Origin of the sequence: Alteribacillus iranensis (assembly GCF_900113025.1) — a bacterium.
Lineage (GTDB): Bacteria > Bacillota > Bacilli > Bacillales > Marinococcaceae > Alteribacillus_A > Alteribacillus_A iranensis.
Map to the genome: position 1 here is coordinate 220,753 of NZ_FONT01000003.1, position 12,883 is coordinate 233,635.

A 12,883-nucleotide genomic window follows, 5' to 3' on the forward strand; every position below is an offset into this window, starting at 1 on the left:
GAGAACAACAAATGAAAGACGAACTACAATCTGTGTTGGCGGACATATGTAATTTCCCTGTCCCTAGTGAAGAAGAGTGGTATCAGGCTGCGGAGAAATCACTAAAAGGGAAATCAGTGGAAAAACTTTTGTATACAACGACTCCAGAAGGAATCACATTAAAGCCATTGTATGTAGAAAAAGATCGTGAAGAGCTACCGTATACAGATAATATTCCAGGACAAGCCCCTCATCTAAGAGGAGTAGGTGTCCTTCCCGATGATAAAAAAGCATGGCATATTACTCAAGCTGTAACAGAACGCACCCCTGAAGCTGCTAACAAAGAAATAAATACAGGGCTGAAAAAAGGACAACATGGTGTGACGATCCGCTTGAATGCCCCTGTCTTACAAGGAAAAAAGCCAGCGAGTGATAACATTTCCGAATCAGGAGTGCTGGTCGTTGATGTAGAGGACGTAAAAACTCTTTTTAACAAAGTAGATTGGGAGAATCATACGTTACATATGGAAGCGGGCCCGGATATTTTACCGATTTTTTCAATTCTCGCGGGTTCTCTTCAGAGCCGGGAAGAATTAACAAAGATTGAGGGAAGTGTTGCAGCTGACCCGCTTGGCAGCTGGGTGAAACATGGAAGTCTTCCAGTTTCACTAACCAAGAGTTTCGATAATATGGCCGCTGTGATCAAATGGAGTCAACAACAACAAGTGAATCTACGAACAGTTCTCGTCTCCAGTGAGCCTTACCATAATGGCGGGGCGAGCGCAGTGGAGGAAATTGCTTACACATTAGCTGCTGGTGTCACTTACTTGAGAGAGTTACAACAACGTGGCGTCTCACCAGAAGAGAGTGCACCATTCTTTCAATTTAGTTTTCCAGCGGGAGCTTCCTTCTTTATGGAAATAGCGAAGTTTCGAGCAGCACGTGCTCTATGGTCCAACATTCAAGCAGCATTTGACATCGAAGAAGAAAAGCGTACGATGCATGTTCATGGAACCACCTCACAAAGAACAAAAGCTAAGTATGATCCGTACGTGAATATGCTTCGTAGCACGACAGAAGCTTTTGCGGCTGCGGCAGGAGGGGCAGACAGCATAGAAGTTGCTCCTTTTGATGAGGCATTTCAGCGTCCGACTGACTTCTCGAAGCGTATTGCCCGTAATACTCAAATTATTTTGCAAGAAGAAGCACATATTGGCCGAACGATTGATGCAGGCGGCGGCTCCTTTTACATTGAACAATTGTCAGATGAGTTAGCGCAAAAAGCATGGAGTCTGTTTCAGGAGATTGAAGCAGAAGGAGGCTTGGTGACGAGTCTTGAAAAGGGAACTCCTCAAGCTCAGGTAGAGGAAAAGAAAAAAGACAGGGAGCGAGACGTACAGAAACAGAAGCGAGTATTTGTTGGTGTAAACAAATACGCAGATCTCGACGAAAAACCTATTTCTGTACTTCCGGAAGACGACTCTCAAGAGGTATCCAATTATTTGCAGAAGCGAGAGAATTCCCTCTCAAGAGCGCAACGAAACTATGACGAAGATAATATAGTCGAATCAACTATTCAAGCGGCGGAAGAGGGAGCTTCCATACAAGATATTGCGGCTGGTCTTGGATGGGCTGCTAGTGAAGAAAAACAAATACCTAACATTCCTCTATGGAGAGAAGCTGAAGTGTTTGAAGAACTGCGTGATAAAGCGAACACCTACAAAGAGGAAAAAGGTAAATCTTTATCGGCTCTCCTAGTCACGTTAGGGCCACTAGCTTCCCATAAAGCACGTACTGATTTTGCGTCAGGATTTCTGCAAACGGGAGGCTTTGAAACCGTACAAACAGAGGATTTACTTGATACGGAAACGGCCGTTGAAAAAGCAGCATCGACAGAGGAATCAATTCTTGTACTCTGCGGTACAGACCAATCGTATGAGGAACAAGCGGCAGACATTGTAGAGGGTGTAAAGAAACAAACTCCTGATAAAACTATACTTCTAGCTGGCAACTTGTCTGACGAAGAAAATCAACAATTATCAGAACGTGGATTAGATGGAACGATTCATCGCCATTCCAATGTATACGAGACATTAAGCTGGTTGCATCGAGTGAAAGGAGCGGAGAGTAAATGAGAAATCCAGACTTCACGAAAATAAATTATAATGACGTCAAGTCGGGCGGAAATATAGAGAAATGGAAAGAAGATGTAGAAACAACCTCTGGAAAAAAAGCGGAATACCAGTATGGCCGTACCGTGGAAAAAATTAAGATTCAGCCATTATATACGAAAGAAGATACGAAAGACCTTCCGCACACTGGTTATGTATCAGGCATCCCGCCGTTTTTACGTGGTCCTTATCCTGCCATGTACAAAACAAGACCATGGACAGTGCGACAGTATGCGGGTTATTCCACCGCAGAGGAATCCAATGCATTTTACCGGCGTAATTTAGCTGCCGGCCAAAAAGGGTTATCGATTGCGTTTGACTTAGCGACACATCGAGGCTACGACTCTGATCATCCGCGTGTAGTAGGGGATGTCGGGAAAGCTGGTGTTGCCGTTGACTCCATTTTAGATATGAAAGTATTATTTGATGGCATTCCGCTTGATCAAATGTCCGTTTCGATGACTATGAACGGAGCTGTTCTCCCTGTAATGGCGTTTTATATCGTAGCGGCTGAAGAGCAAGGGGTCAGCCAAGAGAAACTAACAGGGACGATCCAAAATGATATTTTGAAAGAATACATGGTTCGTAACACGTATATTTACCCACCGGAAATGTCTATGCGTATCATTGCTGATATATTCGCTTATACGTCTGAACATATGCCAAAATTCAACAGCATATCTATATCCGGTTATCACATGCAGGAAGCCGGGGCGACAGCTGATTTAGAGCTGGGCTATACACTTGCGGATGGGTTAGAATATGTACGGACAGGCTTAAAAGCCGGTTTAGATATTGATCAATTTGCTCCTCGTTTATCATTTTTCTGGGCTATTGGCATGAATCATTATATGGAAATTGCGAAAATGCGTGCTGCTCGTTTGCTTTGGGCACGTTTAATGAAACCGTTCAATCCTAAGAATGAAAAATCGATGGCACTACGTACGCACTCACAAACTTCCGGGTGGAGCTTAACAGAACAGGACCCATATAACAATGTAGTCCGTACGTGTATTGAAGCGATGGCAGCGTCTATGGGACATACGCAGTCGCTTCATACAAATGCCCTCGATGAAGCGATTGCTTTGCCTACTGACTTTTCAGCTCGGATCGCACGTAACACACAGTTATACTTACAGGAAGAAACAGGGATGACGAATGTGGTAGAATCCGTGGGGGGGCTCTTATTATGTCGAACGCTTAACAGCAGAGCTTGCCAAAAAAGCATGGGAGCATATCGAGGAAATTGATGAAGCTGGTGGTATGACCAAAGCAATTGAAGCAGGTTTGCCAAAAATGCGGATCGAAGAAGCAGCTGCCCGAAGACAAGCTCACATTGACTCCGGAAGAGAAACAGTAGTCGGGATTAATAAGCACCGCCTGGATAAAGAAGAGCCGTTAGATATATTAGACATTGACAATAGCGTGGTTCGTGAATCTCAGCTTCGACGTTTAGAGAAGCTACGCGCTGAGCGTAATGAAGAAGAAACAAAAGAAACACTACGAGCGCTTTCCCAGGCAGCGGCGAGCGGAGAAGGAAATTTACTAGAACTTGCGGTGAATGCTGCGAGAGCACGTGCTACTCTTGGAGAAATTTCAGATGCTATAGAAGAATCAGCAGGAAGACACCAAGCGGTTGTTCGCTCTATTAGCGGGGTCTACAGTGCTGAATTTGGAGAGGAAGAATTAATGGAAGAAGTACGACAGCTTACGGATGAATTTGCGGAAAGAGAAGGACGTCGTCCACGGATTATGGTAGCGAAGATGGGGCAAGACGGCCACGACCGCGGGGCGAAAGTGATCTCCACAGCGTTTGCAGACTTAGGATTTGATGTAGATATTGGCCCTCTCTTCCAGACTCCGGAAGAAGCAGCGATTCAGGCTGTGGAAAACGATGTTCATATTCTTGGTATGAGTTCGCTGGCAGCTGGCCATAAGACACTTCTGCCTCAAGTGAAAGAAGAATTGAAAAAGCAAGGACGAGAAGATATGGTCCTCGTGATCGGTGGAGTGATTCCCGCCCAAGACTATGATTTCTTAAAAGAAAACGGAGCATCGGCTATCTTTGGACCGGGGACCGTCATTCCTGCAGCCGCTAAGAAAGTGATGGAAGAAGTCAACAAAAGGCTAAATGAACACGGAATATCATAATGATATAAGAAGAAAGAAAAGAGGGGAAAGGAGGGAAGGTCGTGTCGGATGAACAAGTGAAGAAAAGAGGACTGACAGCGGATGATTATGTAGAAGGTGTATTGAACCAAAATCGAGCGATCATAGCGAGAACTATTACATTGGTGGAAAGCAATGCACCGAAGCATTTTGAGCTGGCTCAAGAAGTGTTGAAACGACTGATGCCGTATACGGGCAATTCTATCCGCATTGGTATAACGGGAGTACCGGGGGCCGGAAAGAGTACGCTCATCGAGGCATTTGGTTCTATGCTTTGTGACGAAGGTCATCGATTAGCAGTGTTAGCAGTGGACCCCTCTTCCACCGTAAGCAAAGGAAGTATACTTGGTGACAAAACGAGAATGGAAACACTGTCCAAACATCCGAATGCTTATATCCGCCCTTCTCCATCGGGAGGAACATTAGGAGGAGTCGCCCGTAAAAGTCGAGAAACCATGCTCATTTGTGAAGCAGCCGGCTATGATGTTATCTTCGTGGAAACGGTCGGAGTAGGACAGAGTGAGACGACTGTCCGCTCCATGGTCGACTTCTTCCTCGTCCTCATGTTGACGGGAGGCGGGGATGAGCTTCAAGGGATGAAAAAAGGAGTTATGGAAATTGCCGACGCTATTTTCATCAATAAAGCAGACGGTGATAACAAACAACCTGCCTTGAATGCGAGATCAGAGTATAACCGTTTGCTTCATTACTTACAGCCTGCTACTCCAGGTTGGGAAACGAAGGCTTATACAGTTTCCGCATTAACGGGAGAAGGGATCCCAGGCATTTGGAATGTGATTCGTGAGTATGAAGAGAAAATGAAAGAAAGCGGATTCTTCGAAGAAAGGCGAATATCTCAACTTTCTGAGTGGATGGACCGGTTAATTGAAGATGAATTAAAGCGAACGTTTTATCAAAAAGAAGAAGTTCTGAATTTGCTCCCTGATATGAAAAAGAAAGTGAGCGATGGTATTATCCCTCTCGCACAAGCGGTGAAAGAGCTAATGGAAGTGTATCGAGCATAACAAGAACATAGAAGAGATCCCCGGCTGCAACTCAGGCACCGGGGATATTTTTATTAAGGGGAAGCAACGGATTGAACTTTTTGTTTTTTTAATTGAGAGGAATAAGTGACATAGAGAAGAAAAGCGATAACAGATAAAACGATTCCTACAATATAAGGCAGTCCGACCGCGATGGAAAATAACCAGCCGCCAACAGGGGGTCCGATAATCCGACCTAAGGAGTCGAAAGAAGAGAGTAACCCTGTAGCACGTCCATAGCCGGAAGTTGTTGTTTTCGTAATAAGAGCAGACACACTTGGACGGATGACGCCATTTCCGATCCCGAAAATACTTAGAAAGACAGCGGCCGTTGCGAAATTATCGACAAACAAAATGAGGCCAAAGCCGATGGCAGAGACTAGAATACCTATTTGTATTACCGCTCCTTCTCCAAATTTTTTCGTCATCCGGCCGACCAATCCACCTTGCACCAAGGCGCCGGCAAAACCCATAATCATAAAGATATACCCAAGCTCCACCGTTCCTAATCCTGCTTGTTGAGCGGCAAAGTAAGCAAACGTTGCTTCTAATCCCGCTAGAGAAATAGAAACAAACAATTGAAGAAAGTACAATATGGATATCGATCCGCTTAACATTTTCAAAGAAGGTGTTTTGGAATCGGAAGATGTACCTTTCGCTTCCTCAGAAAGTGACTCTTTTAAGACGAAAGTCACTAAAAGGAATGTAATAAGGGAAGAGACACCTGCAACTAAGAACGGGAGAGAGAGACTAGTGCGCGAGAAGATACCGCCAATTGCCGGTCCAAACACGAAGCCTAACCCTACGGCAGCTCCTATAATTCCCATTCCTTTTCCTCGATTTTCTTCCGTAGTAATATCAGCCGCGTATGCTTGCACAGTTGGCATATTTGCAGAGGAAAGAAAACCTCCTATAATACGTGCAGCAAAAAGCATCCACAGCTGAGAGGCAAACGCCATGAAGAAGAAAGAAAAAGATAAACCTAATATTCCTATCATCATAATGGGCTTACGACCTATACGATCGGAAACACGTCCCCACATAGGTGCAAAAATCAATTGCATTAAAGAATAAACAGCCATTAACAGCCCTAGCTGAGTTGGAGTTGCACCAAGCTCCTCCGCGTAAAATGGCAGCACAGGAATAATAATTCCAAAGCCGACCATCACAAAAAACATGACAGCAAATAATATCGGTAACGCTTTTTTTGTCTCCAAAACTGAGTTCACTCCACTTCTTTAATATGACTACTCTCCTGTAACGTTGCTAAGGCTTCTTGTATAAAAGACAATTCCGCTTCTAACATCTTTCTTTTATGATCGAATGCTAATGTTACTCCTTTTTTATATTCGTGAGAAGGGACTCGTGAAATAACATCCTGCTTCATTATAAGTGCTTCCCGTCTATTATGTAAGTAACGAAGGATTTCCTCCTGAGGAAGATGATCAACAAACATTAAACCGATGTCTCCTTCGTAAAATAAGCTGTCGGCCGAAGAAAGGTTTTCAGAAAGAAGTTGGTAAAAATACTTCTTTCCTTTCTCATTAATGGAATATACTTTTCTTGGCGGCCGATTACCCTCACTTTTAACGGTGACATCGACATACTTTTCTCTGCTCAAGCGATCGAGGAGTGCATAGGCTGTTGGTTTTTTCATGTCAGATAGAAATGGTAAGTTTTTCTCGATGAAATCATGTATTTGGTAACCATGCTGGCTTTGAGACATCAACAATCCCAAAAGCAGCAAAGAACGGTGCTCCATTAAGCATCAGCCCCTTCGTTATCGCTCTCTTGTCTTATTGTAATGGAGACTACTTCGTTTGTGAATAGTCAAGAACTGACTATTATATGAAAAGACTAAAAATCCCGCCAGCCGTTGAGAAGCAGCGGGATGAAGAAAATGTTTTATCCGATGGAAGAGCCAAGAACCATAGCGGTAACTCCGATGAATCCTACCACAATCGGCAAGTTTTTTAAAGCGTATACCCCACTAGACGACCGATATAATAAAACAAAGCAACGGTCGGCAAGAAAAAACATCATGGCAGCTAACATAGCTAATATTGTAATGTCCAGATTTTGAGTTACGATATATGCTCCAGCCCCACCGGCCAAATGAAGTACAAACGAGATAGGCTGTACAAAACGCTGAAAACGACGTGCCAACCAATCTGCGACAAAAGAAATAATAGTGCCATAGAAAACGATGGGAATTAATGAAAAAAATCCGTAAATGGTATAGCTTTCCATTACCATTTCCATGGATGTCGCGCCGCTCGTTGTCGGAATGGGGAAGAGAACACCCATCATAATGATAAATAACGTCCATACCATTAACCCTGTGAGTAATTTATTCTTCATGGCAGTTCGCCTCCGTGTATGTTTTTTAAAATTGATCTGTTCAATAATTTATATAACCGCTTTTGTCAAACTGAAACTTCAATTAATACATAATTTTGTTTCGTTCAGTTGCAAAATCGCGAAAAGCCCGATATCTTTGATATTAGGAAAATGAATGGTAGGATATAGAAAGTACACCGAGGCAGAATGAAATAAGTAAGAGTAGAAAGGAAGGTATCATCAATGGAATTAAAAGTAGACCAGACCCCGAATCCAAATGCAATAAAATTTACAGCACAGGAGACTCTATTTGAAGGCAGCACTTCTTTTAAAAAAGGGGATAACCCGGATCACCCTTTAGCACAGGCATTGCTGGAGATTGATGGGGTTGATAACATATTTGGATATGGAGATTTTGTAACAGTCAATAAAACAATGGAAGCCGACTGGGAGGATATTATTCCGAAAATCCAAGAAGCCTACAATCAGCATCACGGATAAAAGAAAGGGGACTGCTCGTATACAGAGCAGTCCCTTAAGCGTTGTATATTTTCCGGAGCGTTGGTGCATGGTAAAAAAGAGATACTATATCACATGTCACAGGAGGAACTCATGACACGAGGACAGTCTGGAAATAATAAGAAAAAAAAGAAAGCTTCTCTTTCCCAAACACCGGCTAAGGATATAGAAAAAGGCGACTCTATGGCTGAATATGCAAAGGAAATATCAGCACTTCCGTCGAAAAAGCCAAAACGAGAAAACAAAAGAGAGACACGTCACTGAATACTTGAACATTAAAAAATTTCCACCGTCTCTTCTGGTGGAAATTTTTTAATGTTTCTAAGCCATGCGTCTAAGATGAACGCTGGATGGATGGATTCGGTTTGGAAGACTGTGATTTGGCAGCAGGACGAGAGAAGTTGTCTATCATCGATTGTAATTCTTTATGCGCTTCACGAACTTTTAAAGTCTGATCGATAATTTGCTGAAAACCTTCGATATCAGAATCAGATGCATTCAACACGGATTTAGGAATACCTTCTGCAATTTGCTGTAAGGAGAGATCTCGATTCACTGATTACGACCACCTTTCTTTGTGAATTCCTTTTCCTGCCTTTAGATGATGATACTCATTGATACATTAATTGTGGAAAGCACAGTGATTTTCCTGCTAACCTGTGAGAAAACTTATCAACACTCTTCAGCGTATTTTATTATATTTTATCGATTGTATAATGAACTTGTTGAAAAAGTAGGTATGTGAATCAATCTCACACTTTTAATATCGCTTCTGTTTACGGAACGTTATACAGTAGAGGAAGTTCTAGTTGCTTACCGGTATGAAGGACACTTTTTTCAGTTTTTCCTCCGGGTGTTTCTTTCATAAAAACGCTGAAGAATTTATACTTTGCTGAAGGTGTGTCATTCACAAAACTCCGTAAAAAGTCGTACATGGATCTGCCTTATAGTCCGTTCTTGAAAAATTTCTCAAAAAAAAATCCATTTACTATTGCAATACATTTATTTATGTTGTATAGTTAAGGAACTTAAGGTTGTTCGCACTTCTAGAAAGTTTGAAATTGGTTTATCCTCTTTCGTCTTATCATCAAGTAGAGCAAGTTTTAAGAATACACATGTTGTGTGGTTAGCACACAAGGAGGATTTTATATTATGGAACAAGGTACAGTTAAGTGGTTTAATGCAGAAAAAGGCTTTGGATTTATCGAACGTGAAGGTGCAGACGATGTATTCGTACACTTCTCTGCTATTCAAGACGAAGGATTCAAAACTCTAGAAGAAGGCCAAAGCGTAACGTTTGAAATCGTTGACGGCCAACGCGGACCACAAGCAGCTAACGTACAAAAGTAATACGTTTATATAATATACAAGGAACCACAAGAGATACACAACTCTTGTGGTTTTTTGCGTGTGTTCGACATAGAATAACGATAGCAACAAAATGAACACCTCTCCTTGCGATAGCTGTTCTGCGACTTGTACATATGATGAAATGGAGTAACAGGCAGAATCTAATATTTAATGCCCACCTTATAATTTGACATTGCCCGCTGCCGAGAGCGGGTATGAAAATGAATTAAAACAAGAACTAAAGACATGAAAAAGAAAAAGCGACTAGGATAACTTGAAAAGGAATGGCAGTTACTGTACTTCTCAACAAACAAGGAGGCAATGCATTGAAAAAGATCTTTCTGATGATGACGATATTGTTATTTCTGTCCTCTTGCGGGCAAGGGGATACGGGAGAATCCAATGAAGAATTAGAAAAAGAAGAAGCTCCCTTCTACAAAGGGATGATTTCGGATATGATGGAATCTGATACAGAACAGCTCACTGTCTCAGGTGAGGTCGTCCAATCGAGTGACGTGGATTACGACTCCCTGATTGTTTGGATAGAAGAAGATACCCAAATCAAAAATACAATGGGAGACGACATTGCGTATGAAGCGCTTAGTACAGGAGAGTACGTGAGTATTTGGCTTAAAGATGACATAGTTATGGAAAGTATGCCGCCACAAGTGAAGGCTTCTAAAATTGTTGTCGGAACAGAAGAAACAACGGGAAGCAGCTTAAACGAAGAAGAAATCATACAAGAACAAAAAGAAGGCGATTTTGTGTTCCGGGCTGTGTCAGAAAAGAAAACATATAACCCACATGAGCCTGTTCACATTGCTGGTATGATTCGATATGGAGGAAAGAAAGAATCCGTTGAAGTGGGGCATGGCGGCTTTCAGCTGATGCGTTTTAAAGTTGAAGAGAAAACCCGTGATATCACGATAGATTGGGCTCACGCGTCCATTTTCAGCCAAACCACATTGACCAATGATGAATGGCACATAGAAACATTCGAAAAAACCGGTGAAATAGGAGAGACAGAATTTCATGAGGAGTTTTTTAATAAGGAAGGACTGCCTGAAGGACAATATGTGATTACGATATCAACGGACCTTCAAATAGACGAGGAAACAACCATTTCATTTTCAGAGGACATAGAAATTGAAGTAAAAGAAGAGGAGGAGTGAGACAAATGGCGGAAATTGCTGATTTTATGAACCTTGAAATCCGAATAGGTACGATCGTAGAAGCGGAACCATTTCCGGAAGCGCGGAAACCGGCTATCAAATTAAAAATAGACTTTGGGGAGATAGGCATAAAAGCATCCTCTGCCCAAATAACCAATCGGTACGAACCGGAGGAGCTCGTCGGACAGCAAGTAACGGCTGTCGTGAATTTTCCTCCGATGCGCATCGCTGGTTATAAATCAGAGGTGCTCGTTCTAGGAGCAGTCCCTGAAGAAGGAGATGTCGTCTTGCTTCAGCCAGTGGAATCAGTTCAGAACGGTACTCCTGTTAGTTAGCAGACGTTACCGTTAGCTCTTTCAACGTACGGAGGGGAAGATGCCGTACGGTTTTTGTTTTTGTCTTCACGTTGTAATGTACAAATAATATTTCAGGTTCTCGTATGATGGCTCCTGTATCTAAATAGGTAGCTAAGGAAAACGGCAGCTGTTCGGTAATGGAATGCTTCGGCCAATCATGAGATTCAAGAGTTTTAGGAAGATCTATAAGGTCTGGTTGTTCTCTCAATAAACGCAAACATTGGATATGTTCTTCTTTGGATAAAACCGGGGTTCCCCATGATTTTCTTGGCTTGTGTTTTTGGTGCAGGAAATAATCATACGTCATCAGCCCTTCAATGATGTCCATTCCTTTAGTGTCACGGTGTTTTAAAAACTCCTGTAGACGAAGAAAAAGGTCTTCTAGTTGATGTCCTATTTTTCCCCATCCTTTTTCATACCAGTAATCCCCAAACTCTTGGAAAAAGTCGAAAGGTGTGTCAAATACATCTTTTACTAAGTGATGAATGGTATGATCCATTCGATGGTCATTCCAATACTTATCGAGAATATCTTCTACTCTTTTAATTCGAGAAATGTCAGAGAAGCTTATGACATCGTTATACAACATTTCATAAGGAGCTTGGTTCATATACACGTACCCGAATTTTTCTGCTTGAATGCGCAGACCAGTTCCTCGAAGCATTTTTAAAAAACCGAGCTGTAATTCTTCTGGTTCCATTGCAAATACATCATTAAATGTTTGTTTAAATCGATCATAATCTTCTTCTGGAAGACCTGCAATTAAGTCAAGGTGCTGTACAATTTTGCCGCCTTCTTTTACCATACGAACTGTCCGTTCCAGTTTCTTTAGATTTTGATGCCTCTTGACGAGCTTGTTCGTAATGTCATTGGTAGATTGAACACCAATCTCAAAGCGGAATAGTCCAGGGGGAGCATGCTCGTTCAGAAATTCTAATAGCTCTGGAGGCATAATATCTGCGGTAATTTCAAATTGAAACTGACATCCTTGGTGATTATCTATTAAGAATTGAAAAATCTCTCGTGCATATTCTCGTTGGATATTAAACGTTCGGTCTACAAATTTAATCATTTTTGCGCCATTTTCTATTAAATAAAGCAAATCGTCTTTAACTTTTTCAATGTCGAAATAACGAACACCGGCTTCAATCGATGACAAACAAAACTGACAGCTAAACGGACATCCACGACTCGTTTCAAAATAAGTGATGCGCCGGGAGAGGTCTTTTTTGTCTTCTGCAAAGCGGTAAGGGCTCGGAATTTTTTCGAGATCTGCTTTCGGACGCGGCGGGTTGATGACTACTTCTCCCTTCTTGCGGAAAGCTGCTCCGAATACCATATGATACTTCTCTTCTCCCGCTATTTCATCGAGTAAATGTTTAAAAGTTTCTTCGCCTTCATTGATGACAATAAAGTCCACATCCGAGAGTCGGTTCATCCAATACTCGGTGTCATATGATACTTCCGGACCACCGAGAACAATTTTTAATTCTGGCTTTATTTTTTTTAGCATAGAGACGACTTCAATGGTCTCTTCGATATTCCAGATATAACAAGAAAAACCGATGACATCGGGGTGTTTTTCAAATAAATCAGTTACGATATTCATCGAAGGGTCTTTAATGGTGTACTCGGCCATTTCTATATCGTAATCTGGGTAAGCGGAGGCTTTTAAATAACGTAGCGCCAGACAAGTATGTATATATTTTGCGTTCAACGTGCTTACAATTACATTCATGTGGAATATCTCTCCTTCTCATAAATAGTGCAAAACGGATGAACAA

The 12,883-nt window shown here is 42.0% G+C and carries 12 protein-coding genes and 1 pseudogene; 8 read left to right on the top strand and 5 right to left on the bottom strand.

The genetic code is table 11. The annotated features are described in order from the left end of the window. The first annotated feature begins 11 nt into the window (after positions 1 to 11). The 3 genes and pseudogenes from BM095_RS08805 to meaB all read left to right on the top strand — a co-directional run bounded on the left by BM095_RS08805 (position 12) and on the right by meaB (position 5,344). The gene (locus BM095_RS08805; protein WP_091660419.1) at positions 12 to 2,114 is read left to right on the top strand and encodes a methylmalonyl-CoA mutase family protein; all 2,103 of its coding nucleotides are present in this window, start codon (positions 12 to 14) and stop codon (positions 2,112 to 2,114) included. Further along, positions 2,111 to 4,301 (top strand): annotated as a pseudogene (gene scpA / locus BM095_RS08810) (methylmalonyl-CoA mutase). The gene BM095_RS08805 and the pseudogene scpA overlap by 4 nt, the downstream one beginning before the upstream one ends. A gap of 41 nt (positions 4,302 to 4,342) precedes the next feature. Next, on the top strand, positions 4,343 to 5,344 hold the full coding sequence (meaB, locus tag BM095_RS08815) for a methylmalonyl Co-A mutase-associated GTPase MeaB (RefSeq protein WP_091660421.1): 1,002 nt from the start codon (positions 4,343 to 4,345) through the stop codon (positions 5,342 to 5,344). 53 nt (positions 5,345 to 5,397) lie between these two features. Here the strand turns inward: meaB and BM095_RS08820 are convergent, their stop codons facing one another. The 3 genes from BM095_RS08820 to BM095_RS08830 form a co-directional block, all read right to left on the bottom strand. After that, positions 5,398 to 6,579 carry an MFS transporter gene (locus BM095_RS08820; protein WP_091660974.1) on the bottom strand — a complete coding sequence of 394 codons (1,182 nt, stop codon included), beginning with the start codon at positions 6,577 to 6,579 and terminating at the stop codon, positions 5,398 to 5,400. 8 nt (positions 6,580 to 6,587) lie between these two features. Beyond that, positions 6,588 to 7,124 carry a PadR family transcriptional regulator gene (locus BM095_RS08825; RefSeq protein ID WP_091660424.1) on the bottom strand — a complete coding sequence of 179 codons (537 nt, stop codon included), beginning with the start codon at positions 7,122 to 7,124 and terminating at the stop codon, positions 6,588 to 6,590. Between the two features lie 143 nt (positions 7,125 to 7,267). After that, entirely contained in the window at positions 7,268 to 7,723 is a 456-nt protein-coding gene (locus BM095_RS08830; RefSeq protein WP_091660426.1) for a hypothetical protein, read from the bottom strand. 222 nt (positions 7,724 to 7,945) lie between these two features. Between BM095_RS08830 and BM095_RS08835 the strand changes: the two genes are divergently transcribed. Then, positions 7,946 to 8,203: a NifU N-terminal domain-containing protein gene (locus tag BM095_RS08835; RefSeq protein WP_091660429.1), complete on the top strand. Its 258-nt coding sequence runs from the start codon at positions 7,946 to 7,948 to the stop codon at positions 8,201 to 8,203. Positions 8,204 to 8,314: 111 nt separating this feature from the next. Further along, entirely contained in the window at positions 8,315 to 8,485 is a 171-nt protein-coding gene (locus BM095_RS16555) for a YfhD family protein (RefSeq protein WP_177194756.1), read from the top strand. Between the two features lie 70 nt (positions 8,486 to 8,555). Here the strand turns inward: BM095_RS16555 and BM095_RS08840 are convergent, their stop codons facing one another. Continuing rightward, complete coding sequence (locus BM095_RS08840) at positions 8,556 to 8,777, bottom strand: hypothetical protein (RefSeq protein ID WP_091660432.1); 222 nt, start codon at positions 8,775 to 8,777, stop codon at positions 8,556 to 8,558. A 596-nt stretch (positions 8,778 to 9,373) separates the two neighbouring features. Between BM095_RS08840 and BM095_RS08845 the strand changes: the two genes are divergently transcribed. The 3 genes from BM095_RS08845 to csaA all read left to right on the top strand — a co-directional run bounded on the left by BM095_RS08845 (position 9,374) and on the right by csaA (position 11,078). Beyond that, a complete protein-coding gene (locus tag BM095_RS08845; RefSeq protein ID WP_091660435.1) occupies positions 9,374 to 9,571 on the top strand; it encodes a cold-shock protein in 198 nt (65 codons plus the stop codon). Between the two features lie 326 nt (positions 9,572 to 9,897). Continuing rightward, on the top strand, positions 9,898 to 10,743 hold the full coding sequence (locus BM095_RS08850) for a hypothetical protein (protein WP_091660438.1): 846 nt from the start codon (positions 9,898 to 9,900) through the stop codon (positions 10,741 to 10,743). A 5-nt stretch (positions 10,744 to 10,748) separates the two neighbouring features. Beyond that, the gene (gene csaA, locus BM095_RS08855; protein ID WP_091660442.1) at positions 10,749 to 11,078 is read left to right on the top strand and encodes a chaperone CsaA; all 330 of its coding nucleotides are present in this window, start codon (positions 10,749 to 10,751) and stop codon (positions 11,076 to 11,078) included. Here csaA and BM095_RS08860 read toward each other — a convergent pair. After that, entirely contained in the window at positions 11,071 to 12,837 is a 1,767-nt protein-coding gene (locus BM095_RS08860) for a B12-binding domain-containing radical SAM protein (protein WP_091660445.1), read from the bottom strand. The genes csaA and BM095_RS08860 overlap by 8 nt on opposite strands. Between the last annotated feature and the right edge of the window lie 46 nt (positions 12,838 to 12,883).

Excerpts from the sequence above, each read along its gene's own strand:
- BM095_RS08805 (WP_091660419.1), top strand. The coding sequence starts at position 12 with ATGAAAGACGAACTACAATCTGTGTTGGCGGACATATGTAATTTCCCT.
- BM095_RS08825 (WP_091660424.1), bottom strand. The coding sequence starts at position 7,124 with ATGGAGCACCGTTCTTTGCTGCTTTTGGGATTGTTGATGTCTCAAAGC.
- BM095_RS08830 (WP_091660426.1), bottom strand. The coding sequence starts at position 7,723 with ATGAAGAATAAATTACTCACAGGGTTAATGGTATGGACGTTATTTATC.
- BM095_RS08835 (WP_091660429.1), top strand. The coding sequence starts at position 7,946 with ATGGAATTAAAAGTAGACCAGACCCCGAATCCAAATGCAATAAAATTT.
- BM095_RS16555 (WP_177194756.1), top strand. The coding sequence starts at position 8,315 with ATGACACGAGGACAGTCTGGAAATAATAAGAAAAAAAAGAAAGCTTCT.
- BM095_RS08845 (WP_091660435.1), top strand. The coding sequence starts at position 9,374 with ATGGAACAAGGTACAGTTAAGTGGTTTAATGCAGAAAAAGGCTTTGGA.
- csaA (WP_091660442.1), top strand. The coding sequence starts at position 10,749 with ATGGCGGAAATTGCTGATTTTATGAACCTTGAAATCCGAATAGGTACG.
- BM095_RS08860 (WP_091660445.1), bottom strand. The coding sequence starts at position 12,837 with ATGAATGTAATTGTAAGCACGTTGAACGCAAAATATATACATACTTGT.